Origin of the sequence: Streptomyces sp. TSRI0107 (assembly GCF_001905845.1) — a bacterium.
In the GTDB taxonomy this organism is placed as follows: domain Bacteria; phylum Actinomycetota; class Actinomycetes; order Streptomycetales; family Streptomycetaceae; genus Streptomyces.
In genome coordinates, this window is record NZ_LIVZ01000015.1 from 34,817 (window position 1) to 57,912 (window position 23,096).

The window sequence follows — 23,096 nt, forward strand, 5'->3', positions numbered from 1 at the left end:
CTGGTTCTCGAAGGCTACGGCCGGTCGACGCCGAACTCGTAGACCACTTCCCGGCGCGCGTCCGGGACGACGATGTCGGCGGTTTCCACCGGACGTCCGTCCGTGTCGTGGATGGTCCGCTCGATCCGCAGTACGAGGTCCCCGAGGCTGATGCCGAGCAGGTTCGCCTGTGCCTGGGTGGCGCGGGCGGGGCGGGGCACCTCGACCACGGTCTCGACGGTCACGCCGATGGAGCGCATGCGTTCGACCACGCCCTTGCCGGCCAGGGGTCCCGTCTCTGGCAGCACGATCGGCGTACCGCCGGTGACGGCCATCGGCTCCCAGGACTCGGAGAGCTGCACGGGCTGTCTGTCGGCCAGGAACTCGTAGTGCGTGGTGACGCAGAGGTCTCCGGGGGCGATGGCCAGCCGTTCGGCGATGGCCTTCGGGGCGGGTACGCGTACCTGGCTGTGCGCGTCCCAGGCGTCGGCCCTGCCCCGCTCCTGCCACCAGGGGGGAGTGCCGCCCCGGCGGTCGCGGTGCCGCGAGCGGACCAGCCGCAGACGCTCGCGCGGCGTGCGGACGTACGTGCCCGAGCCGGCGCGGCCTTCGAGCAGGCCCTCGATGATCAGACGGTCCATGGCCCGCTGCACGACGTTGCGCCCGACCCCGTACTCCTCGGCGAGCCGTACCCGCGAGGGCAGGCGCTCCCCGATCCCCCACTCCCCCGCGACGACCCGTGCGCGCAGCGCGTCGGCCACGGCGAGGTAGGGCGCGTCTCGGGGCATCGGTGGTCCTCCGGTCGTGTCGCACGGCAACTGGTCGTCCTGCGAGGGACGTCGGAAAGCTACTGCACCAGGTCGAGGCTGCTGGAGTAGCACTACGAGGCGCAGCCGGATAGCAGACCGCGGGTGGCGGCACAACCCGTCCGGGTCCGCCTCGGGCCGGGCCGGGTGTGGGGCCCTGCGCCATACCGTTGAGCGTTGAACCAGCTCTACGGTTCCGGGCACCTACCCGAGGAGCCGCCATGCAGCCACCGCCACCCCCCATCGCGTCCGCAGCACCACCCGCAGATCCCCCGCACCGCCGCCCGTCGGTACGGGTCTGGCGTGCTCTGCTGTCCCGTCTGGTGGCCGTCGTCGCCCTGTCACTCGGAGCGGCGCTGATCGCTCCGGCGCCGGCCGCCCACGCGGCGGTCGGCCTCACCGGAGTCGGCGACTTCGGCGCCAATCCGGGCCAGTTGAACATGTACGTCTACCGGCCCGCGGCCCTGCCCCCGAACCCGGCGGTGGTGTTCGCGCTGCACGGTTGCACGCAGAACGCCCAGGGCTACGCCGACAACTCCGGGCTGCCCGAACTCGCCGACCGGTACGGGTTCCTGGTGGTGTTCGCGGAGACGACGACCTCGAACAACGCCAACAAGTGCTTCAACTGGTTCCAGAGCGGCGACAACCGCCGGGGCCAGGGAGAGGCCGCGTCGATCCGTCAGATGGCCGCGCACACCGTCTCCGCCTTCGGCGCGGACGCCCGCCGGACCTACGTCACCGGCCTGTCCGCCGGTGGTGCCATGACGTCGGTGATGCTCGCCGCCTACCCGGACGTCTTCCAGGCCGGCGCGGTCGTCGCCGGGCTGCCCTACGGCTGCGCCGACGACGTGCTCAGCGCGTACTCGTGCATGAGCCCCGGAACCGACCTCACCCCGGCCCAGTGGGCCCAGCGGGTCCGCGGCGCCCACCCGTCGTGGTCCGGCCCGTGGCCGCGCGTGGCCGTCTGGCACGGCGACCGGGACACCACCGTCGTACCGCGCAACGCCGACGAACTCCGGGACCAGTGGACCGCGCTGCACGGCCTGTCCCAGACCCCGACCCGCACCTCCGCCATCGGGCCGAACTCCACCCGGCACGAGGAGTACGTCGCCGGGGACGGCTCGGTGGCCGTCGAGGTGAACCGGGTGCCGGGCATCGGGCACGGCACGCCCGTCGATCCGGGCAGCGGCGCCCAGCAGTGCGGCGGCACCGGCGCGGCCTACTTCCTGGACTCGATCTGCTCCAGCTACTGGATCACCCGGTTCTTCGGGCTGGAGGGGTCCGGCTCCCAGCCCGGTTCGCTGCCCGCTCCGACCGGCCTGGCCGCCACCGGCGCGACCGACACGACCATCGGCCTCGGCTGGAACCCGGTCGACGGCGCCACCGGCTACACCGTCTACCGCGACGGCGTCCCGATCGCCACGCCCGACTCGGCCTCGTACACCGACACCGGGCTGACCGCGGGCTCCTCCCACACCTACGCGGTGGCCGCCCGCGACGCCGACGGCAGGGCGGGGCAGCTGTCCGGCACGGTCACCGCGCGGACCACCGGCGCCACGGCCGCCTGCTGGACCGGCTCCAACTACGCCCACGTCCAGGCGGGCCGGGCCACCACCAGCGGCGGCTACACCTACGCCCGGGGCTCCGGACAGAACATGGGGCTCTACAACACGTTCGTCACCCACACGCTGAAGGAGTCACCGGCCGGCTACTTCACCGTCGCGGACGGAGCCTGCCCCTGACGGCCCATCACAGCGTCAAGGCACACTCCCGCCCCGGCCGCAGGCACGCGCACCGCGCACCGCGCACCGCGCAACGCGCACCAAGCACCAAGCACCAAGCACCAAGCAGCACGCCTGCGGCCGGGCGCACGTCATGGCGGCAGACCACGTGCGTCGGCCGCTCACCATGGCGGACGCGCACATGTTCCCTCGCCCCACTCGCCGCCTAGCCTCCAGGCCGTCCATCCATCGCACCCCGGAGGCTCTCGATGGCCCTGCCCAACGGCGTCACCCGGCGCCCGAGAAGGCGCACCGCTCTCGGCGCCGTCGCCCTGGCCGCCGCCGCGGCCCTGCTCCCCGCACCGGCGACGGCCCGGCCGACCGCCCCCGGCACCGCGGACGGTCACTGCGCCGGCGAGTCCCGTCTACGGGTACCGGGTGCCGCGCACCAGGTGACCGACTGCCTGAGCGAGCTCACCACGGCCGGCACGGTGGCCTCCGGTCACACCGATCCGGCCGACTGGGCCGGCCTCACGCCGAAGGACCTCGCCGTGCCCGGCGGGGTGCCCGGCATCCAGATCGACGGCTACTTCCCCGACTCCTCCACCACCAACACCAACCACGGCTGGAACCACGACGCGCAGTTCGTCATCCGGCTGCCCGACCGCTGGAACGGGGGCCTGGTCGTGGCCGGCACCCCGGGCAACCGCGAGCAGTACGCCAACGACCGGGCCATCGCCGACTGGGTGCTGGCCCGCGGCTACGCCTACGCCGCCACCGACAAGGGCAACACCGGCCTCGCCTTCCACCGCGACGGCCGACGCCCCGGCGACGCCGTCGCCGAGTGGAACACCCGCGTCACCCAGCTGACCCGCGCCGCCCGCGCGGTGGTCGCCCAGCGCTACCACCGGCCGCCCGCGCGCACGCTGGCCACCGGGATGTCCAACGGCGGCTATCTCGTGCGGTGGCAGCTGGAGAACCACCCCGAGCTGTACGACGGCGGAGTCGACTGGGAGGGCACGCTCTGGCGCTCCGAGGGCCCGAACCTGTTCACGTTCCTGCCGTCCGCGCTGCGCCACTACCCGGCCTACGCGGCCGGCGGACCCGGCGCGGAGCGGGCGCGGGAAGAACTGCACGACGCGGGCTTCCCGGCCGGCTCGGAGTTCCTGTGGCCGTTCCACCACCAGGTCTACTGGGATCTGACCCAGCGGATCTACCGCGAGGAGTTCGACCCGGCGTTCGACGGCGCGACGGAGGCCGGCACACCGTACTGCGCCCCCGGCACCCCGGCCTGCGACGCCGACTACGACTACGCCGGCCGTCCCGCCGACGTCCGGCGCGCCGTGGAGCGCGTCGCGCTGACCGGCCGTATCGGCAAACCGCTGATCACCGTCCACGGCACCCTGGACGTCCTGCTGCCCATCGGGCAGGACTCCGACGTCTACGCCCGGATGGTCCGGGAAGCGGGCCGGGGCGGTCTGCACCGGTACTACCGCATCGAGGACGGCACGCACACCGACTCCCTCGTCGACGCGTTCCCCGACCGGCTCCGGCCCCTGCTGCCCTGCCACCGTTCGGCCTTCACGGCGCTGGAGGGATGGCTCACCGCCGGGGACCGCCCGCCCGCGAGTCACACGGTCGCCCGGCCGGCCGGGGCCACCCCGTCGGACCTGCTCACCGGCTGCCGCCTCGACGGCTGACCGTCACCCCGGGTGGCCGGGCAGCGGGAGCAGGACGCGGAAGGTGCACCCCTGCCCGGGCTCGGTGTCGAGGTCGATGCGGCCACCGTGCGCGGTGACGAGGGCGTGGGCGATGGCCAGTCCGAGGCCGGAGCCGGCACCGGTGCTGCGGGTGCGGGAGGCGTCGGCGCGGTAGAAGCGGTCGAAGACCCGCTCGCGCTCCCCGTCCGTCAGGCCGGGGCCCTGGTCGGCGACTTCGAGGACGGCGTGGTCGCCGACGGTTCCGACACCGATCCGGACGGGTGTGCCCGGCGGAGTGTGGGTGACCGCGTTGCCGACCAGGTTGAGGACGACCTGGCGCAGGCGTGCCTCGTCGGCCGCGGCCGGCGCGGTGCCGGGTCTCCCGCCGCCCGGGCCGGTCAGGGTGACGGGCCGGGCGGCGTCGAGGGCGCGTACGTCGTGTAGGGCGTCGGCGGCCAGGGTGCGCAGGTCCATCGGCGCGATGTCGAGGGAGAAGGACGCGTGCCGGTCCGAGCCGGCGGGCGGCCGGTGGGCGTCCTCGTCGAGCCGGGCGAGGAGCAGCATGTCCGCCACGAGGCGGGTGAGGCGTTCGGACTCCTCGGCGATGCGGGTCATGGTCTGGTCGACGTCCTCACGCGTGGCCAGGGCTCCCATGCGGTAGAGGTCGGTGTATCCCTTGATGCCGACCAGCGGTGTGCGCAGTTCGTGACTGGCGTCGGCGAAGAAGCGCCGCGTTCTGGACTCCGCTTCGGCGCGGGCGGCGAACGCCGTGTCGATCTGCGTGAGCATCTCGTTCAGGCACGCGGTGAGCCGGCCCACCTCGGTGTGCGGGGCGGCGAGTTCGGGGACGCGGTGGGAGAAGTCGCCCGCGGTGATGGCGGTCGCGGTCTCCTCGATGCGGGTCAGGGGTCGCAGGCCGGAGCGGACGGCGAACCATCCCGCCGCGGTGAGCGCCGCGAGCAGCACCGTCCCGGCGGAGAGGGAGATGTTCCGGGTCTTGTCGACGGTACGGTCGACCTCGTCCAGGGAGGTGGCCACGACGACGCTTCCCGGCGCCTCGTCCGCGGCCCCGAGGGGGAACCGCACGCCGGACCGGGGCAGGGCGATCAGGCGCCAGTGGTGCTCGCCGTGGCGGGCGCCGACGGTGAAGGGGCGGCCCCCGTGGGCCTGTACGGCCGCACGGTCGAGCTCCGGCAGGTCCGGTCCCCCGCCGGGGAGTTCCGTGCTCGCCCCGAACGCCGTGCGGACGGTGCCGCCGTCGTCGAGGTAGGTCACGGTCGCGTCGCCGAACAGGCCGAGGGCGCGTATCACCGGCGGGGTGTCGTCGGCGGCGGGCGGGGACAGGCGGGCGGCGATCCGCCCGGTCAGGACGAGGCGGTCGTCGACCCGGTCCTGGAGGTAGCCGCGCAGCGCGGTGCTCACCACGGCCCCGGTGGCGAACAGGCCCACGGCGACCAGCGCGACGGCCAGGAAGAGCAGGCGGGCCCGCAGCGACAGCCGCCGCAGCGGACGCCCGGGGAAGGTCACGTCCGTGGCCCTCGGACGACGTATCCGACGCCCCGGACGGTGTGGATGAGTTTCGGCTCCCGGGTGTCGACCTTGCGGCGCAGATAGCTGACGTAGGTGTCGACGATGCTCGGGTCGCCGCCGAAGTCGTACTCCCAGACGTTCTGCAGGATCTGTTCCTTGGTCACGGTGCGGCCGGTGTTGGCCATGAGGAAGTGCAGAAGCCGGAACTCGGTCGGCGACAGGCGGATCGTGCCGCCGCCGCGTGTGACGTGGTGGCCCTCCGGTTCCAGCTCCAGGTCGCCCACGCTCAGCCGGGTCGGCTGCTCGCCCCGGGTGCGGCGCAGGACGGCCTGGATGCGGGCGAGGAGTTCCTCCAGGTCGAAGGGTTTGGTGATGTAGTCGTCGCCGCCGAGCCGGAGTCCGTTGATGCGGTCCTGGCGTGCCTCGCGGGCGGTGACGAACAGCACGGGCACGCCGCCGCCGTGGCCCGGGCGGGGCTGCCGGGGCTGGGCGCGCAGGCGCCGGATCACCTCGAAGCCGTCCATGTCCGGCAGCATCACGTCGAGCAGGACGAGGTCCGGTGAGCGCTGCGCGGCGAGGTCGAGCGCCTCCTGTCCCGTCGCGGCGGCGTCCACGTCGAAGCCCGCGTAGCGCAGCGCGGTGCGCAGCAGTTCGCGGACGGTGGGTTCGTCGTCCACGACGAGCAGGTGGTCCTTGCGGGCCGCCGCGCGGGACGGAGGTGTCGGTGCGGTCATGGTCTCGGGTGCCGCCTCGGGAACAGCGTGGGGTCGAACCGTGCGTCGTCGGGGACCTCACCGGAAGTCCCCGCCTCAGGAGACCACAGAAGGGCTGCCGGGATCACAGGGGGGTCGCGGAAGCCGAGTCGGAGGGGACTCGGACGCGCCCGGTGCGCTCGGTGCGGGCGGGTGACCGAGTGCCGCCGCGTGCCGTCGGCGCCGGGGTGTCCCGGCGGCCGGCGCGCAGCCCGTACAGCCGGCTGCCGGCGTAGGCGGCGAGCCCGGTGAGGATGAACGCGGTGAGCCCGGACAGCCGTACGGCCCCGTCGAGGCCGGCGGTGACTCCGCCCAGTTCGTTGTCCATGACGCTGATGCCGAGCCGCAGGGACCCCTGTGCCGCCAGGCACGTCGGCATCACCGCGAGGGCGACCGCGGTGGCGGTGCGCAGGGCCAGTTCCAGATGCCGGCCCAGCAGCGCGTCCGCCTCCTCCCGTGCCGTGCGGACGGGGGTGCGGGCGGCGGCGAGGTATCCGGCGAGCACCAGCAGGCACGTCAGCAGGACCAGGCCGATCAGCCACAGCGGCAGCCCGGCCCCCGACCACTGTCCGAGGGTGAGATTCCGGTCTGCGGCCCCTCCCTCGGTCCCGCCGGAGCCGCCGAGCATGCCCAGCAGGCCGCCGCCGTCGCTCTGTTCCCGCCGGATCCCGGCCTGCCAGGAGGCGCCGAGGCCGGAAGTGAGCAGCACCACCGGCAGGTTGGCGCCCGCCAGCAGCAGGGTTCCCGTCGCCGTGGCAGCCCGGTCGGCTCCGGCCAGGGCCGCGACGGCGGCGACGGCGGCCGCGGCCAGGACGACGGCGGACACCGCCGCCCCGATCGCGGTGAGCGCCGACGCGACGGGGTTCCACTTCAGCCGCAGCCGGCTCAGCGCGAGGGGCCGGGGCAGCGTCGTACGCCGGGCGGCGACGCAGCCGCCGCCGAGGACGACGAGCAGGCCGAGCAGCCCGAGGAGGACGGTGGTGGCCGCGTCGGCGCGGAAGGTCACCGAGGACAGGGCGTCGTCGGCGAGGGAGCCGATCCGTCCGCCGTTCCCGAGCCGGCCGGTCACCTCCTCGGGCAGCCGGGCCGTGCCCCGCGCCAGGGCCGCCGAGAGCGGCAGCAGCAGCACGGCGACGGCGACCGCCCCGCCGGTCCGCGCGGCGAGCAGGGCGGGCGCCGGCCGCGTGCGACGGCGCAGGGGGCGGAAGAAGCCGAGACCGAGCACGGTCGCTCCGAGGAACGTCAGCGTCAGCGGCATCGCCGTCACCTGCCCTTCCAGGCCGACGGTCAGGCCCTCGCCCGAGCCGCCCAGCATGCCGAGCAGCCCGGCGGCCGGGCCGTCGCCGGACGGCGACGCCGTCGCGCTCAGACTCACGTCGCCGCCGCAGGCGAGGCTCAGCAGCGCGGGGACGAGGCGGGACAGCGGCGCGACGTCGTCGGCGTCCAGGGCCAGCAGGGCCGCCCAGGCGGTGGCCGCCATCACCGCGAACGCGCCCGCTGCGGCGAGGGCCCCTTCCGCGGCGTTGCGCCAGGGGCCACCGGGTGGCGCGAGTACGGGGGCTGACGCGGCGGGCATCCGGGGCTCCTTCGGCAGGGTTCGAGCGCGGGCAGGCGGGAGGGGTCCGCCTGTGCGGCAGCGGAGCCTGCCAGCCGTCGCTGGCCGAAGCCGGAGAGTTCCTGGGAGATTCCGGAGAGCGCACGCCCCGGCCCGCGCCGCTGTCCGCGGCCGTGCCGGGCCCACGGCAGGACGCTCCCGGGCCTCCGGGCCGGAACTCTCCGGGAACTCTCAGGAACCGCGCCCCGGTTGCCAGGTCGCCGACATGCCACCTCGGTCACCGGGGCCACCGACCACTGACACCCGGTCTCGGGGGCGGGACGTCAGACGACCTCGAGGTTGGCCATCATCCCCATGTCCTCGTGTTCCGCGTTGTGGCAGTGGAACAGGTAGCGGCCGCGATAGCCGTCGAAGCGGGTGATGATCTCCACCGCCTCGCCCGGCCTCAGGGACACGGTGTCCTTCAGGCCCGCGTCGTGGGCCAGCGGCGGCCTGCCGTTGCGGGAGAGCACCCGGAAGCCGACCAGATGCAGGTGGACCGGGTGGTGGACGTCCGCGATCAGCCGCCACACCTCGACGTCGCCCAGGTCGACGGTGACGTCGGAACGCGCGGGGTCGAACGGGAGCCCGCCGATCAGCCACCCGTGACCGCCGCGCATGCGCCCGGCGCGGAACGCGAAGTCGCGCACCCGGACGGCGTCCGACCGCCGCCAGGCGGGCAGGTCGGTGGAGAGGGTGCGCGGGACACGGCTGTCGTCGCGGGCCTTGCGCACGACCCGGAAGGCCATGACGTCGCGGGTACGGCCGGTGCCGAGCCGGTTGACGACTCTGACGAGGCTGCCGACCTCGGCGTGTGAGAAGTCGACGACGACGTCGTAGCGTTCGGCAGGGGCGACCGGCAGCCGGTGGTGGGTGACCGGTGCCGCGAGCAGCCCCTGGTCGGCGCCGATCTGGACGAGATCGAGCCGGCGCCCGTCGGCACCGACCGCTTCGAGCGCGTAGTGGCGGGCGTTCGAGCCGTTCAGGACGCGCAGCCGGTACCTGGCCGTGTCGACCTCGTGCACGGGCCAGGGGGCGCCGTTGACGAGGATCACGTCGCCGAGGACTCCGCCGAGATAGGGCTCGCGCACGCCCGGCCGCCCGCGCAGGGTGGGTTCGAGGGCGGGGTAGGCCAGGCTCCCGTCGTCGGCGAACGCGCGGTCCGTGATCATCAGGGGCAGCTCGCGCGTCCCCGAGGGAAGGCCGAGGGCGTCCTCGGCGTCGTCGCGCACGATCGTCAGGCCCGCGAGTCCCCGCCAGATCGCGGGGGCGGTGAAGTCCATCCGGTGGTCGTGGTACCAGAGCAGGGCCGGACGCTGGTCCAGCGGGAAGGTGTAGTCCCGCGTCACGTTCGTCACCACCGCGCGCGGGTCGTGCATGCCGTGGCCCGCGTGGTGCCCGGCGGAGGCCGACGGCCACCCCTCGGGGAGCACCAGGTCGGTCGGGTACCCGTCGGCCTCCGCCGGGGTCCGTCCTCCGTGCAGGTGCACGACGGTCGGCACCGGCAGCTCGTTGCGGTGCGTCACGGTGACCGGCCGCCCGCGACGGGCCTCGATCGTCGGCCCCGGGAAGGTGCCGTCGTACGTCCACATCGGCGTCCTGACGCCGGGCAGGATCTCCAGGGTCGCCTCGCGCTGGGTGATCTCGTAGCGGTCGGCGCCCCCTGTCGTGCCGACCGGCGCCGCCACTGAGGGAAGCGGCAACGGCACCCGGAACGCGGGCGGCAGCGGCACGGCGCTGCGCAACTCGGCGCCGGTGCTCGACGGGCGGCGGGACAGCGCGGCAGACGCCGACAGCCCGGTGACCGCCATCAGCCCGAGGGCCCCGCCGACGCCGAACACCTGACGCCTGCTCACCCCGCGCACACGGCCGGGTCCCGCGTCGTGCCGGTCACGCATCGCCGGCCTCCCGCCGCCGCAGGGGTGCGAGCCACACGGCGACGAACAGCAGGACGACGCCGGCGACGGTCAGCACGCCGAGCGGTATGTGCAGCCACAGAGCGCCTTCCAGCCCCGCGAAGTACTGCACCGTCTCGGCGACCGTGACTGCCAGTGTCGCGAGGAAGGGCCAGGCCTGACGCAGCCGGATCCACAGGACGACCGTCACGACGACCTGCAGATAACCGATGGAGGTGACGACGTCGGCGCCCGTCCCGTGCCAGCGCAGACCGTCGAAGTCACCGCTCAGATAGACACCGGCGAACACCGGCTGGCCGAACACCGCGACGGCATGCGCGGTGACGACGGCGCGCAGCGACCACGCTGCTTTGTCCATGAGGTGGTCTCCCCCTCGTTCCTTCGATTCCGGGGACACTCATGAACGTATGCGCGGAAGACTATGACGTCTAAGATCTATATCGCTATGCCGTTATGACGTAGGGAGCATGACGCTGCCGTCGGCGCGAGGAGAGCCGCCATGGACCTGAACACGCTCAAGCAGTTCCTCGCCGTCGCACGGCTCGAGCACCTCAGCCGCGCAGCCGAGGAACTCCGCGTGGCGCAACCGTCGTTGAGCCGTACGGTCGCCCGGCTCGAGGCCGAACTCGGCACCCCGCTGTTCGACCGGGCCGGGCGGCTCCGGCTGAACGAGGCCGGCAAGGTCTTCCTCCGCTACGTCGAACGCTCCCTCGGCGAGCTGGAGGCAGGGCGGCGAGCCGTCGCACAGCTCACCGACGAGGGTTTCGGCACCGTGAGTCTCGCGTCGGAGACGTTCCTGACGCTGACGGGACCGCTCGCGGCGTACAAGCGGACCCATCCCTCGGTCGACGTGCAGCTGCACCAGATGGCCGCCGCGGAGATGGCCCGCCGCCTGCGTTCCCAGGACATCGACCTCTGCGCCGCCTCCCAGCCCATCCCCGGCGAGGGCCTGGAATCGGTCCTCCTGCTCGACGAACCGGTGTGGCTGGCCACGTCACTCGACCATCCGCTGGCGGGCCGCACCTCCGTGAGCATCGAAGAGTGCGCCGAAGAGCCGTTCGTGACCACGCGGAAGGGTCACTGGCAACGCCGGCTGCTCGACCGGCTGTTCGCCGGGCGAGGCCTCCGCCCGAAGATCATCTGTGAGGGGGACGAGCCCGGTGCCACCGCCGTCCTGATCAGCGCCGGTCTCGGTATCGGTCTCGTCCCCGACATGGCCCGGCGCTCCACCGCCCAGACACCCGTCGCCTGGATCGCCGTCGACAACCCGGACTGCCGCCGCCTGCTCACCCTGCACTGGGGCGCCGACGCCCCTCTCTCACGCGCCGCGAGACTGATGCGGGCCACCCTCACCGGCTGGGACTTCACTTCATAGCCCCGGCGGGGCCTCACACGTCCGCGCGGACGAAAACCGGCTTCAGCCGCTTCTCCGGCAGCGCGGCCGGCAGGTCCTCCCAGTCGACGATGTGGGAGACGACCTTCCCGGTGCCCGAGAATGAGGCGATGGACCGCTTGCTGCACCTCGACCGCACCCTCGACGAGCTGGACCCGCCTCGTTGGGCGGCTCCACCCGCCGACGCGACCCATCTGGTGCGCAAGGTGCACGGGCTGCGTCGCGTTCCGTTGGGCCGGCTCGGCCCGGCTGATCTGCGTACGCTGATCTCACAGCAGGTGGCCCTGCCGCATGTGCTGCCGCTCGCGGTGCGCCTGCTGCTTCAGGAGCCGCTGCTGGACGCCTACTTCTACGAGGGAGACCTGCTGCTCGCGGCCGTCGAGGCTCCCGCCTCGGCCTGGGACCTGTTGCCGGACCTTGCCGCGCGGCTGCGCGCCTCGGTCATGAGTCTGCCGGAGGCGGCGGTCGCCGAGCTGCCAGCCGGCGCTGCCGAGTCGCTCAGGCGCTTCGCCGCATTGGCGTGATCACTTCGCCGGCCTGACTCGGCTTCGCCTCATGAGCCTCACTGCGGCGCAGCGCCGCTCGACTACCTGACGACGAGTCGCGGCTGAAGAAACACCTGACGGATCGGGACCGCGTCGAGGCCGGGCTCGTCGAGACGGTCGAGGCACAATCGCGCCGCGTGCGGGCCCACTTCATGCTTGGGCGGTGCGACGGACGTCAGGGGTACGTTCGCCAGGGCGGCGATCTCGTCGTCGTAGGCGAGTCAGTGCGAGATCGTGCGGCGCGCACAGCCCGCATGCCCGCATGCCCGCATGCGGTGCATCGCGCCCCGCCGGTGATCGGTCACCACGAACTCGCAGGGCGCGAACTCGTCGGTCGGCTGCGTGAGGACGGGAACGCAGGGCCATCGGCCGTTCCCCGACGAACGCGCCCGGCCGCCGGTACGGCCCCGCGTCACGCGGTGTCCCGGGAAGCCGCCCTGCTACGCGTGTGACCGGCCCCGGCGCGGGGCCGGCGCCGGCCGTTCCCCGCACCGCGTTCGGACGACTACAACCCGAGGAGTTCCGCGGCCAGGCGGGTTCCCTCGACGCGCGCCCGGATCTTGGCGAACGCGGTCTCACGCGACGTCGACGTGTCGTCGGCGAAAGGCGCGAAGCCGCAGTCGTCGCACGTGCCGAGCTGGCCCGGCGGGATGAACTCCGCGGCTTCCAGCACCCGGTCGCGCACCTCCTCGGGTGTCTCGACCCGGGGGTCGATGGGGTCGGTCACCCCGATGAAGACACGTTGGCCGGGCTTGATGTGCTGCCCCACCAGGGCCAGCACACGGCGCCGGTCGTGCTCGCCGGCCATCTGCAGGTAGAAGTTGCCCGCGTTCAGCTCGAAGAAGCTCGGCAGGAAGTCCTTGTAGTCCACGTCCGCGCTGTGGGTGGAGTCCTGGTCGCCGCCGGGGCAGGTGTGGACGCCGATGCGCTGCCGCTCGTCGGGCGAGAAGCGCTCCAGCACGCGGTTGTTGAGGGCGACGAAGTCCCGCAGCAGCCCCCCGCTCGGATCGAGCTTGCAGGACACCCGCCCCTCGGTGAAGTCCATCTGGACCTTGTGGGCACCGCCTTCGAGACAGCCGCGCAGGTCGGCCTCCGCCTCGTTCACGAGGTCGTCGAGGAACTGCTCCCGCGAGTAGCCGTCGATGCCGTCCGGCGGGTAGAACAAGCTCAGCATGGACGGTGCGATCACCGCCTGCTTCACCGGGAGGTCGGTCATCGACCTGACCGTCCGCAGCACCTCGCGGGTCTTCCTCAGGTAGTCGCCGCCGTGCGTCTGGTACCGGAAGTTCCCCTCCGTGAGCAGCGGCAGCCGGCGCGTGTGGCCGTCGGCGAACGGCACGACCGCGCCGCCGGGGTCGAGCTTCAGCCCCGCGACGGGATAGGTGGCGAAGCTCGGCTTGCTCTGCTCGCCGTCGGTGATGACCGGGGAACCCGTCTCGATGAACTGCTCGATCGTGTCGCGCAGTGCGCGGTCACGGTGCTCGTCGAGTTCCCGCTGAGTGATCCGGCCCTCCTCGAAGTCCTGGTTCGCCTGGATCAGGTGCGCCGGGCGCGGAATGCTCCCGATCGGCTCGGTCGGCAGGGAGATCTTCGTGCTCACGGGCTGCTCCTTCGATACGGCAGGGACCACGGCGGCAACGTATCGGGGCGCTCAAGTTTCCTGATCCACAAGGGCGTTGCCGTCACTCGATGGAGTGAGACGGGTGGCCGAGACCGTGTAGCGGAGTGGCGGGATACGTCCGCCCGATCCGGCCGGGATCGCCCGAACCGTGCGGTCGGGCGCTCCCGAGCGCCGTCGCGTCCTGGTCCCGCTGGTCCTCCTGACGGCGGACCCTTCTCTCCCCTGTGACGAGCAAAGCCCGCGCACGGGTGTACGAGCCGTGATGACCTCGAGCGACACCGTACGGATCCATCTCCCGGACGGGACAGTGGAGTCGGTGCCGGTGTCTGCGCCGGTACGCGTCAGCGAGCCTCGTACACCCGGGTCAGCAGCTCGATGAGCTGCCGCCCCTCCGCCGCGCTGAGCGGTGCCAGGAGCGCCGCGTTGGCCTGCTCCGCCAACTCCGCGCAGCGCGCCAGGGTCCGCTCCCCGGCCGGGGTCACCGTCACCGCGTTCTTGCGGCGGTCCCGCGGATCGGGCGTCCGCACGGCCAGCCCGGCCTTCTCCAGGTCGTTGAGGAGGAGGACCACGTCCTTCGCGTCGAAGCCGAGTCGGCGCACCACATCGGCCTGGGCGACCGGTCCGTACTCGGACACCGCCGCGAGCACGGCGTGATGCTGGAGTCTGAGCCCTTCGGCGGCGAACGCCTCGGCGACCAGACTCCGGCCGCGGGCCGCCACCCGGCCGAGCAGCCAGCTGGGCAGGGACTGGATGTGCGCGAGGGCGGGCGGGCGTTCGGTGGCGGTCACGGCAGCAGGCTATCCCGATGTCACAAATCATTGGACTCCCCAACAACCTCCTACCTACGCTTGCGATCTGTTGGGAACCCCAACGATTCCGAGTCCGTGCACCGGGAGGTGTCCATGCGTCGCGTCCGCTACGAGGTCAACGGCGGCCCAGAGGTTCTCTTCACCGAGGAGGTCCCCGCCCCGCAGCCCGGCCCCGGTGAGCTGCTCGTCCGTACCGAAGCGGTCGGTGTCACGCTGCCCGCCGTGCGGAAGGTGCGCGAGGGCACCGAGCCCGGCCCGCTCGGCGGCGAGGTGGCGGGCACTGTCACCGCCGTCGGAGAAGACGTCACCGGTTTCGCCGTGGGCGACCGCGTCACCGGCCTGTGCTTCTCGCACGCCTATGCCGAACTCGCCGTGCTGCACCACTCGATGGCCTCGGCGATTCCCGACCGGGCCACCGCCGTGGACGCCGTGGCGCTGGTCCGCAGCGGCCTGGTGGCCCGCGGGGCATACGAGGCCGGCCGGCCCCGCCCCGGGGACGCGGTCCTGGTCACGGCGGCGGCCAGCGCGGTCGGCACCCTCGCCGTGCAGTACGCGAAGGCCGGCGGAGCCTCCCGCGTGGTCGCGGCCGTCGGCAGCGCGGACAAGGCGGAGTTCGTTCGCAGCCTCGGTGCCGACGAGGTCGTGCTGTACGAGGACGACTCCTGGGGCGATCCCGTCGACGTCGTCATCGACGGGGTCGGCGGAGAACTCCTCGGCCCCGCGGTGCGTGCCCTCGCCGCCGGCGGCCGCCTGGTCGCCTTCAGTTCGGGTGGCGGCACGATCGACGCCTACCAGCTGCTCGTCCGCAGTGCCTCGGTCATCGGCTTCCAGATGGCGGCCGTCGCCCGGGACAGTCCCGGGACGTACGCGCACTGGCTTGCCGAGCTGTGGGAACTCCACCGCCACCACACACTGCGCCCCCGCGTCTTCGCCGAAGTACCGCTCGCCGAGGCAGCCCGCGCCCACGAGATCGTCGAGTCCCGCAGCAACCTGGGGAAGGTCGTGCTGGTCCCCTGAGGCCCGGGACGTAGAGTGCGTCCTCGTGGACGCTGCTGAACTCGACCGCCGGGCCTTGGCGCACGACGGATGGATCCCTCCCCACCTGGTCTCCTGGCTCGTCGACCACGGCCATGCCGACGAGGTCGAACGCCAGGCGCGGGCCGGCGACTGGTTCTGTGCGCAGGCGTGGGTGCGGATCCTCGTCGAGGAGGACCGGCGGGACGAGGCGCTGGAAGTGCTCGGCCCGTACCTCGCCACCGGCTGGTGGGAGGCGGCCCACCGCGTCGCCGAGCTGCTCGAGCGGTGGGGGCGGGTGGACGAGGCGGTCGCGGTCTTCCGCGCGAACATGCGGCCCGACGGGCGGCGGGCGCTGAAGTACTTCGCGCTGCTACTGGCCCGGAACGGCCGGGGCGACGAGGCGTTCGGCCTGCTCCTGCCGCACCTCGACGACTGGTTCCTCGCCGACGCCCTGGTCGAGGCGAGCGCCGGCCTGGGGCGGGACGAAGAGCTCGCCTCGCTGCTGGCCGCCCGTGTCGAGGCGGGCCGGGAGGGCGAGTGGCCGGACTTCGGTGGGCGGACCACCAGACCCGGCAACGCCGTCGACCTGCTGGCCACCGTGCGCGAGCGGCAGGGCCGGGTCGACGAGGCGATCGCCCTGCTGCGGACGCGGCAGATCACGTCGGTCAACGGCCGTGACCAGCTGGCCGATCTGCTCGTCCGGCACGATCGGATCGAGGAGCTGCGGGAGTACGCGGCGGCCGATCCTCTCGGCGACGCCGCCCAGTGCCTCGCGGAATACTTGGAGCAGCGCGGGGACGTGGCGGGCGCGATCGACGTCTACCGGACGCTCGCTCCGGAAGACATGCCGCACACGGCGGTACTGCTCTCACTGCTGCTGGCCCGGCACGGCCGGGGGGACGAGGCGATCGAGCTGCTGAGCTCGCTGCCGAGCGCGGCCGGCGGCGACGAGGACTGGGTCGTCGGCACGCTGTGCACCCTGTACATCGAGCAGGGCCGTGCCGAGGACGGTTTGGCGCACCTCGACGGTCTCAAAGCCCGGGTCGGTGGCGAATCCGATGCCGAGGCGAGCGAGTTCTTCCGGCTGCGGACCAAGCTCCTGGTCGCCTGCGGCCGCCGGGAGCAGGCGATCGAGGAGGCCCGCGCGCGCCCTGGGTCGGCCGGCTGGTACGAGACGCAGAACCTGGCGAGGCTGCTTTTCGACGCAGGACGCCCGGAGGAGGCAGTCGCGGTCCTGGACCCGGCCGTACCGGCCAACCGCAAGGCCCTCGCCGCACATCTCATGACGGCCGGCCGCATCGAGGAATCGGTGGCCCTCTTCCGCGATCCGGTGGAGGAGGCCGAGCCCCTGCGTACGCGGATCTGGCCGGCCGTCGCGCCATAGTCCGATGAGCGGGAAGGGGTGGGAACAAGCTGCCGTCACTTCACTTCACACCGCCCTGACAAGGCGGTTGGCGAGTGTCGACATGGTGTACGTACCGATGCCCATGACGACTTCCAGGGCGTTGCGCTCCGTGTAGCCGTGCGCCAGCAGGGCCTTGATCACGTCGTCCTCCACGGCGCCCGCGGCGGACAGGACCTCGAGGGTGAACGTCCGGATCGCGGCGAGGCGTTCGTCGGCCGGCGCGCGTTCCTCCCGCAGGGCGGTGATCAGTTCCGGGTCCGCGTCGAGCTTGCGCAGCTTGCCGGTGTGCATGGCGACACAGATGTGGCACTGGTTGCGGACGGCGATGGTCATGATGACGACCTCCCTGGCCAGGGGGTCGAGAGTGCAGCGCTCGAAACTCGCGCTCAGGGACAGGAAACCGTTGAGCAGTTCGGGCGATGCGGCCAGCCGCGCCACGGCGTCCGGCATGATGCCGCCCGACGCCTCGGCCACGGCCCGCATCGCTCGTCGCGACGCCTGCGGGGCGTTCTCCACGCTGTGTGCAGCGAACATGGCACCCTCCTAATATGGTCAACATGGTTGACGAACAGATGGTAAACCAGGTTGCCTTTCCGGGGAAGGGTGAAGGCGACGGCGGCGGCGACGCCCGCGGAAACCCCGACCGGCCGAGAGCCGGGTACGAACTCCCCCTGCTCCTCTTCGCGGGCTTCCGCACCCTCATCGACGACGTGCACGCCGAGCTGGCTCGTCAGGGGCATCCGGACGCGCGCCCGGCACACGGATTCGCCCTGCAGGCCATCGGCCTCGACGGCGCCACCGCCAGTGACATCGCCCGTCGCCTGGGGATCTCGAAACAGGCGGCCGGCAAGACGGTCGACCGGCTGGTCGCCCTCGACTACGCCGAGCGCGTCGACGACCCCGCCGACGCCCGGCGCAAGCTCGTACGGCTGACAGCGCGCGGTCATGACGTACTGGCCCGATCGGCCGCGATCTTCGACCGACTACGTGCGGAGTGGGCCACGGTCCTGGGCGAGGAACAGTTGCGTGCGATCGAGGACGGCCTGAGCGCCGTGGCGGCACCCGGGGCGTTCCGGCTCGACGCCGCCGGATGGATCGGCGGGATGGGCTGAGTGGGCCGACCGGGTCGGCTGGGTCGGCGGGTCGCCTGGGGGGAGTAGATCCATTATCGCGGTCCGCACGGGCGCCTGTCACCATTCTCCGAAATGATCTTTCCGTCCGGAATGCGTTCTAACGTTGCCGGCAACGAGCACAACGGCACCGACACACACGGGAGTTGGAAGTGGCACACGACGTTGCCGCGCTGGCGGAGGAACTGCGGGCCATGGCCGCGGCCGATCACCGGTCCTCGGTCCACGCGAACAGCGACGACCCCGCCGAGCAGCTGGCCTGGCGGCGGCTGACCGCACGGCACGGCGACCGACTCGCCGAGATCATGGACGAGTACGGCTGGCCGACCGCGGACCTCGTCGGCGAGGAGGCCGCCCGCGCGGCCTGGCTGGTCGCCCAGCACGCCGACCGGCAGCTCGACGTCCAGCGACGAGCCCTCCGGCTGATGCGGCAGGCGGTGGCGGAGGGGTCGGCCGGCCCTCGCGAGCTGGCCTTCCTGCACGACCGCACGCTGGTCAACGAGGGCCGCGAGCAGATCTACGGCACACAGATCGCCGGCGTGCGGGACGGCGCCCCGGTTCCGTGGCCCTGCGAAGAACCGGAGCGCGTGGACGAGCTCCGCGCGGAGGTCGGCATCGAGCCCTTCGACGAGTACGTCGGCAAGTTCGCGATGGGCTGACGTCCCGGCGTGCCCGGCGGGCGGGGCGGGCGGGGCGAGGACCTAGGGGGTGTCTCGTCGATCAGGCCGGATCAGGGAGCGGCGTCTGGTGCCGTGCATCGCAAGGCGGAGGAGGGAGTCGATGCGGAGCGATGGGGGTGCCCCCGCGGGAGCTCGTTCGAGCGTGGGGGAGAGTGACGACAACGCGGCGAGGCGTGGTGCCAGGCGCCGCGAGCCCGGCATGATCGGCGAGACACCCCCTAGGCCTGGGCGCGGCGCACCGCGGTCCGGCACTCACCTCGTGTCGCTCTTCGTCTCCGCGCAGGCCGCCCGTCCGGCCTCCAGGCGGGCCACCGGGACGCGGAACGGCGAACAGGAGACGTAGTCGAGTCCGGTGGAGTGGAAGAAGCGGACGGAGTCGGGGTCGCCGCCGTGTTCGCCGCAGACGCCGATCTGCAGGCCGGGGCGGGTGGCCCGGCCCTCGGCGACGGCGATCCGGACCAGACGGCCGACGCCCTCGCGGTCGATGGTCTCGAACGGAGACGTGCCGAACACGCCTTTTTCGAGGTAGGCGGAGAAGAAGGCCGCCTCGACGTCGTCGCGGGAGAAGCCCCAGGTGGTCTGGGTCAGATCGTTCGTGCCGAAGGAGAAGAACTCCGCCACCTCGGCGATCCGGCTCGCCGTGAGCGCGGCCCGGGGCAGCTCGATCATCGTGCCGATCGGGCAGCGCACGGGGACGCCGGACTCGTCGGAGACCTCGGCCAGCACCTGCTCGGCCTGCTCGCGGACGAGCCTCAGCTCGGTGACGTCTCCGACGAGCGGAACCATGATCTCCGCCCGCGGGGCGCCGCCCGCCCGGGTGCGTTCCACCACGGCCTGGGCGATGGCTCGCACCTGCATGGCGACGAGGCCGGGGACCACCAGGCCGAGGCGTACCCCGCGCAGGCCGAGCATCGGGTTCTCCTCGCGCATGCGCCGTACGGCGTCGAGGAGTTCGGTGTCGCGGGACTCCGGCCGCTCGCCCCGGGCCCGCGCGGCCGCGACGCGGACGGCGAGTTCGGTGTGGTCGGGCAGGAACTCGTGCAGCGGCGGGTCGAGGAGGCGGATGGTGACCGGGAGGCCGTCCATCGCCTGGAGGATCCCGGTGAAGTCCTGGCGCTGGAGGGGCAGCAGCGCGTCCAGGGCCCGGTCGCGGGCTTCGTCGTCGCGCGCGAGGATCATCTCCTCGACGAGCTTGCGGCGCTCGCCGAGGAACATGTGCTCGGTGCGGCACAGGCCGATGCCCTGCGCGCCGAACCGGCGGGCGCGTACGGCGTCCTCGGGCGTGTCGGCGTTCGCGAGGACCTTCAACCGCCGCAGTCCGTCGGCGAGTTCCAGCGCCCCGGCGACGGCGTCCACGACTCCGGCCGACCGCTCCCCGGTCTCCAGGTACCGCATGACCGCGGAGTCGGCCAGCGGCACCTCGCCCGCGTACACGGCACCGGCGGAACCGTCCACCGAGAGCACCGCGCCCTCCTCGACGACGGTGCCGTCCCGGGTCGTGAAGCGGCGGCCCGCCGGGTCCACGAAAAGTCCCTCGGCGCCGCAGACGCACACCTTGCCCATGCCGCGTGCGACGACGGCGGCGTGCGACGTCTTGCCGCCCCGGCTGGTGAGCACGGCCTGGGCGGCGACCATGCCGGGCAGGTCGTCGGGAGTGGTCTCCTGGCGGACGAGCACCACCCGCTCCCCGGCCGCGGCCCGCCGTACCGCCTCGGCGGAGTCGAAGACCGCCGTGCCGACCGCGGCCCCGGGCGCGGCCGGGATGCCCCGGGCGAGCGGATCGCCGGTCGCGGAGGTGTCGAAGCGGGGGAACATGAGCCGGGCGAGCCCGTCGCCGCTCACCCGGGCCAGCCCTTCCTCCCGGGTGATGACCCCTTCGTAGGCCAGCTCGGCGGCGATCGTGAAGGCGGCCTCGGCGGTGCGCTTGCCGACGCGGGTCTGCAGCATCCAGAGGGTGCCGCGCTCGATGGTGAACTCGATGTCGCACAGGTCGCGGTAGTGCAGCTCCAGGGTGCGCGTGTGGTCGCGCAGTCGCCGGTACGAGTGCGGGTCCAGCCGTTCCAGGTCGGCGAGGGTGACGGTGTTGCGGATGCCGGCGACGACGTCCTCGCCCTGCGCGTTGGGCAGGTAGTCGCCGTAGAGGCCGGGCCTGCCGGTGGCCGGGTCGCGGGTGAAGGCGACCCCGCTGCCGGAGTCGGGGCCGAGGTTGCCGTAGACCATGCGCTGCACGGTGACCGCGGTGCCCAGGTCGTCGGGGATGTGCTCGCGGCGGCGGTACAGGCGCGCCCGCTCGCCGTTCCAGGAGCGGAAGACCGCGAGCACGGCCCGGCGCAGCTGCTCGGCCGGGGGCTGCGGGAAGTGGTCGCCCGTCTCCTTAAGGATGAGCCGCTGGTACTCCTGGACGAGTCCGGCCAGGTCGTCGGCGTCCAGGCGCAGGTCGTCGCGGGCGCCCCGCCGCTCCTTCACCTCGGTCAGGATCCGGTCGAACAGCGCGCCGTCGACACCCATGACCGTGCTGCCGAACATCTGGACGAGGCGGCGGTACGAGTCCCAGGCGAAGCGCGCGTTCCCCGACACCTCGGCCAGGCCCAGGACCGACTCGTCGTTGAGGCCGATGTCCAGGACCGTCTCCATCATGCCGGGCATGGAGAAGCGGGCACCGGAGCGCACGGACACCAGCAGCGGGTCGTCCGGCTGTCCCAGCCGCCGGCCGGCGTCGGACTCGACGGCCGTCAGATGCCGGGAGATCTGTTCGAACATGCCGTCGGGTGCCGCCCCGGTGGCCAGGAAGACCCGGCACGCCTCGGTGGAGACGACGAAACCCGGCGGGACGGGCAGGCCCAGCCGCGTCATCTCGGCGAGGTTCGCTCCCTTGCCGCCGAGGAGGCCGGCCAGGTCACGGCCGCCCTCCGAGAAGTCGTACACGTAGCGGACCATGGCACCGCGCTCCTTAGCTGTGCAGCCGCAGCCGTCCGGGCTTCCTCCCTTCCAGTCTGGGTCGCGGGCCCGGCCGGGGCAGGTGGGAACGGCCCCGCCCGGTACCGGCCGCCGGCCGTGCGGCGGACGCGGGAATGCCGGACGCTGAGAGTGTCACCCGCCCACGACGGCGAGCGACGCGACCTCACCCCGGGAGGCGCTGCCATGACCACCGCGCCCACACCCCGCACCGGCGGCAGGCCCGTAGGGGGGTGGCTGTGGCGGTGGCGGAACAACCCGCTGCGCCGCCTCAGCGACCGAGTCGAAGCCTGGCTCGTGCTGGGCGTCTGGATCGCCGCCGTGCTGGGCGGCGCCGTCGCGGGCCTGGCCGCGGCCGACTCGGTCGGCCATGCCCTCGACGTACGGCGCGCGCAGACGCGGCCCGTGCCGGCCGTGCTGACCGAGGACGCGCCGAGGACCGTACCCGTCACGGAGGACGGCTCGGGCGGGGACACGGTGTGGGCGCGGGTGCGCTGGACCAGCCCCGACGGCGCCACGCACACCGGACGCGCCCGGGTCGCGCCCGCCGCAGAGGCGGGCACGCGGGTGACGGTGTGGGTCGGCCCGAGCGGCACAACGGGTGCCCGGCCGCCCACGCTCACGGAGTCGACGGTCCAGGCAGCCGTCATCGGCACGCTGGCCGGGCTCGGCACCGTGGCGACGGCCTGGCTCGGCGGGCGGCTCGCCCGCGCGCAACTCGACCGGCGGCGTCTGGCCCAGTGGGAGGCGGAGTGGCGGCAGGTGGGTCCGCGGTGGAGGAAGCGGATGACCGGCTGAACCGGCTCCGCCCCGGCGTCGGCGGAGGGTACGGGGCACCGGCTCCCCGGGACGCCTCCCGGCAGGACACGGGCACGTCGCTCATGTCTCGCTCCCGCTGCCGTACGGGGCGTACAGGTCGAGCAGCCGGATGCGGGAGGCGTGCAGCCGGTCGGCGACCACCTGGCCGACCCAGAGCGCCACGGCCCGGCCGAACGCGGCGTCCTGCTCGCACAGCGCCCGTACGGCTCGCGCGTCGAACTCGTACGCCCGTACCGTGGTCGTCGCCTGGGCGCCCAGGTGCCACATGTGCGGCGGGAAGTGCCAGGACCAGCCGACCAGTTGACCCTGCCCCAGCGACTCGATGACGGCACTGCGGCGGCCGGGGACGTGGAGGTCGAGAACGACCGTCCCGGTGCGCACGACCCAGAACCGGTCGGCTCGCTGGCCCTCCTCGAACAGGCGGGTGCCCTCGTCGAAGGACACCTCGCGGGCGAGCCGCATCAGCCGCTCGCGGTGCTCGGCCGGCAGGGCCCTGGCCAGGGTGGTGACGGACATCATCGCTTCGGCTCCTCTGGGTCGGCAGGAGAAGTCCGGGTCGGGGCGGCGGCAGCGGCCCGCTCCATGTGAAGGGCAGTCGGTCGGCGGCGCCCTGCTTCCAGCGTCTGCCCGACCGCGGCGGCGCGCCACAGGCCACCCGGAGTCCCCGTAGGGGCCGAACGTCCCCGGCGGGGGACGAACAGCCCCTCGTGGCGGACCCTTCCGG

At 73.1% G+C, this 23,096-nt stretch carries 21 protein-coding genes; 9 read left to right on the top strand and 12 right to left on the bottom strand.

Features of this window, described 5'->3' with window-relative positions; all coding sequences use genetic code 11:
• Positions 1–14 precede the first annotated feature (14 nt).
• Positions 15–767, bottom strand: coding sequence for a GntR family transcriptional regulator (locus tag AMK31_RS33715; RefSeq protein ID WP_073944544.1), 753 nt, complete (start codon positions 765–767; stop codon positions 15–17).
• Positions 768–1,006: 239 nt separating this feature from the next.
• Between AMK31_RS33715 and AMK31_RS33720 the strand changes: the two genes are divergently transcribed.
• The gene (locus AMK31_RS33720) at positions 1,007–2,527 is read left to right on the top strand and encodes an extracellular catalytic domain type 1 short-chain-length polyhydroxyalkanoate depolymerase (RefSeq protein WP_079187052.1); all 1,521 of its coding nucleotides are present in this window, start codon (positions 1,007–1,009) and stop codon (positions 2,525–2,527) included.
• 248 nt (positions 2,528–2,775) lie between these two features.
• Positions 2,776–4,206, top strand: coding sequence for a 3-hydroxybutyrate oligomer hydrolase family protein (locus AMK31_RS33725; protein ID WP_073944545.1), 1,431 nt, complete (start codon positions 2,776–2,778; stop codon positions 4,204–4,206).
• 3 nt (positions 4,207–4,209) lie between these two features.
• Here the strand turns inward: AMK31_RS33725 and AMK31_RS33730 are convergent, their stop codons facing one another.
• The 5 genes from AMK31_RS33730 to AMK31_RS33750 form a co-directional block, all read right to left on the bottom strand.
• A complete protein-coding gene (locus AMK31_RS33730; RefSeq protein WP_073944546.1) occupies positions 4,210–5,733 on the bottom strand; it encodes a sensor histidine kinase in 1,524 nt (507 codons plus the stop codon).
• The gene (locus tag AMK31_RS33735; RefSeq protein ID WP_073944547.1) at positions 5,730–6,470 is read right to left on the bottom strand and encodes a response regulator transcription factor; all 741 of its coding nucleotides are present in this window, start codon (positions 6,468–6,470) and stop codon (positions 5,730–5,732) included. The genes AMK31_RS33730 and AMK31_RS33735 overlap by 4 nt, the downstream gene beginning before the upstream one ends.
• Positions 6,471–6,573: 103 nt before the next feature.
• Positions 6,574–8,064 (bottom strand): streptophobe family protein, encoded by a 1,491-nt coding sequence (locus AMK31_RS33740; protein ID WP_073944548.1) that lies wholly within the window; start codon positions 8,062–8,064, stop codon positions 6,574–6,576.
• Positions 8,065–8,366: 302 nt separating this feature from the next.
• Positions 8,367–9,980 carry a multicopper oxidase family protein gene (locus tag AMK31_RS33745; protein WP_073944549.1) on the bottom strand — a complete coding sequence of 538 codons (1,614 nt, stop codon included), beginning with the start codon at positions 9,978–9,980 and terminating at the stop codon, positions 8,367–8,369.
• Positions 9,973–10,356 carry a hypothetical protein gene (locus tag AMK31_RS33750; protein ID WP_073944550.1) on the bottom strand — a complete coding sequence of 128 codons (384 nt, stop codon included), beginning with the start codon at positions 10,354–10,356 and terminating at the stop codon, positions 9,973–9,975. Before AMK31_RS33750 ends, AMK31_RS33745 begins: the two co-directional genes overlap by 8 nt.
• Positions 10,357–10,497: 141 nt before the next feature.
• Between AMK31_RS33750 and AMK31_RS33755 the strand changes: the two genes are divergently transcribed.
• Positions 10,498–11,373 (top strand): LysR family transcriptional regulator, encoded by an 876-nt coding sequence (locus AMK31_RS33755; RefSeq protein ID WP_073944551.1) that lies wholly within the window; start codon positions 10,498–10,500, stop codon positions 11,371–11,373.
• Between the two features lie 128 nt (positions 11,374–11,501).
• A complete protein-coding gene (locus AMK31_RS33760) occupies positions 11,502–11,915 on the top strand; it encodes a contact-dependent growth inhibition system immunity protein (RefSeq protein ID WP_073944686.1) in 414 nt (137 codons plus the stop codon).
• 62 nt (positions 11,916–11,977) lie between these two features.
• Here the strand turns inward: AMK31_RS33760 and AMK31_RS41830 are convergent, their stop codons facing one another.
• From AMK31_RS41830 to AMK31_RS33775, 3 genes are all read right to left on the bottom strand, one after another.
• Positions 11,978–12,139 (bottom strand): substrate-binding domain-containing protein, encoded by a 162-nt coding sequence (locus AMK31_RS41830; RefSeq protein WP_338013064.1) that lies wholly within the window; start codon positions 12,137–12,139, stop codon positions 11,978–11,980.
• 302 nt (positions 12,140–12,441) lie between these two features.
• Positions 12,442–13,524 (bottom strand): cobalamin-independent methionine synthase II family protein, encoded by a 1,083-nt coding sequence (locus AMK31_RS33770; RefSeq protein ID WP_073944687.1) that lies wholly within the window; start codon positions 13,522–13,524, stop codon positions 12,442–12,444.
• A 374-nt stretch (positions 13,525–13,898) separates the two neighbouring features.
• Complete coding sequence (locus AMK31_RS33775; protein WP_073944552.1) at positions 13,899–14,345, bottom strand: MarR family winged helix-turn-helix transcriptional regulator; 447 nt, start codon at positions 14,343–14,345, stop codon at positions 13,899–13,901.
• 114 nt (positions 14,346–14,459) lie between these two features.
• Here AMK31_RS33775 and AMK31_RS33780 point away from each other — a divergent pair, with 114 nt between their 5' ends.
• Both AMK31_RS33780 and AMK31_RS33785 read left to right on the top strand, forming a co-directional pair.
• On the top strand, positions 14,460–15,383 hold the full coding sequence (locus AMK31_RS33780) for a quinone oxidoreductase family protein (protein ID WP_073944688.1): 924 nt from the start codon (positions 14,460–14,462) through the stop codon (positions 15,381–15,383).
• A 25-nt stretch (positions 15,384–15,408) separates the two neighbouring features.
• Positions 15,409–16,767: a tetratricopeptide repeat protein gene (locus tag AMK31_RS33785; RefSeq protein ID WP_073944553.1), complete on the top strand. Its 1,359-nt coding sequence runs from the start codon at positions 15,409–15,411 to the stop codon at positions 16,765–16,767.
• A gap of 45 nt (positions 16,768–16,812) precedes the next feature.
• Here the strand turns inward: AMK31_RS33785 and AMK31_RS33790 are convergent, their stop codons facing one another.
• Positions 16,813–17,322 (bottom strand): carboxymuconolactone decarboxylase family protein, encoded by a 510-nt coding sequence (locus tag AMK31_RS33790; protein ID WP_073944554.1) that lies wholly within the window; start codon positions 17,320–17,322, stop codon positions 16,813–16,815.
• Positions 17,323–17,360: 38 nt separating this feature from the next.
• Between AMK31_RS33790 and AMK31_RS33795 the strand changes: the two genes are divergently transcribed.
• Both AMK31_RS33795 and AMK31_RS33800 read left to right on the top strand, forming a co-directional pair.
• Positions 17,361–17,900 (top strand): MarR family winged helix-turn-helix transcriptional regulator, encoded by a 540-nt coding sequence (locus AMK31_RS33795; RefSeq protein ID WP_241842814.1) that lies wholly within the window; start codon positions 17,361–17,363, stop codon positions 17,898–17,900.
• Positions 17,901–18,070: 170 nt separating this feature from the next.
• Entirely contained in the window at positions 18,071–18,577 is a 507-nt protein-coding gene (locus AMK31_RS33800; RefSeq protein ID WP_073944556.1) for a DUF6624 domain-containing protein, read from the top strand.
• Between the two features lie 273 nt (positions 18,578–18,850).
• Here the strand turns inward: AMK31_RS33800 and ppdK are convergent, their stop codons facing one another.
• Positions 18,851–21,535 (bottom strand): pyruvate, phosphate dikinase, encoded by a 2,685-nt coding sequence (gene ppdK, locus AMK31_RS33805; protein WP_073944557.1) that lies wholly within the window; start codon positions 21,533–21,535, stop codon positions 18,851–18,853.
• A 204-nt stretch (positions 21,536–21,739) separates the two neighbouring features.
• On the opposite strand from ppdK, the gene AMK31_RS33810 reads away from it, so the two are divergent.
• Entirely contained in the window at positions 21,740–22,351 is a 612-nt protein-coding gene (locus AMK31_RS33810) for an Rv1733c family protein (RefSeq protein ID WP_073944558.1), read from the top strand.
• 81 nt (positions 22,352–22,432) lie between these two features.
• Here the strand turns inward: AMK31_RS33810 and AMK31_RS33815 are convergent, their stop codons facing one another.
• Entirely contained in the window at positions 22,433–22,891 is a 459-nt protein-coding gene (locus AMK31_RS33815; RefSeq protein WP_073944559.1) for a cyclic nucleotide-binding domain-containing protein, read from the bottom strand.
• Positions 22,892–23,096: the final 205 nt, after the last annotated feature.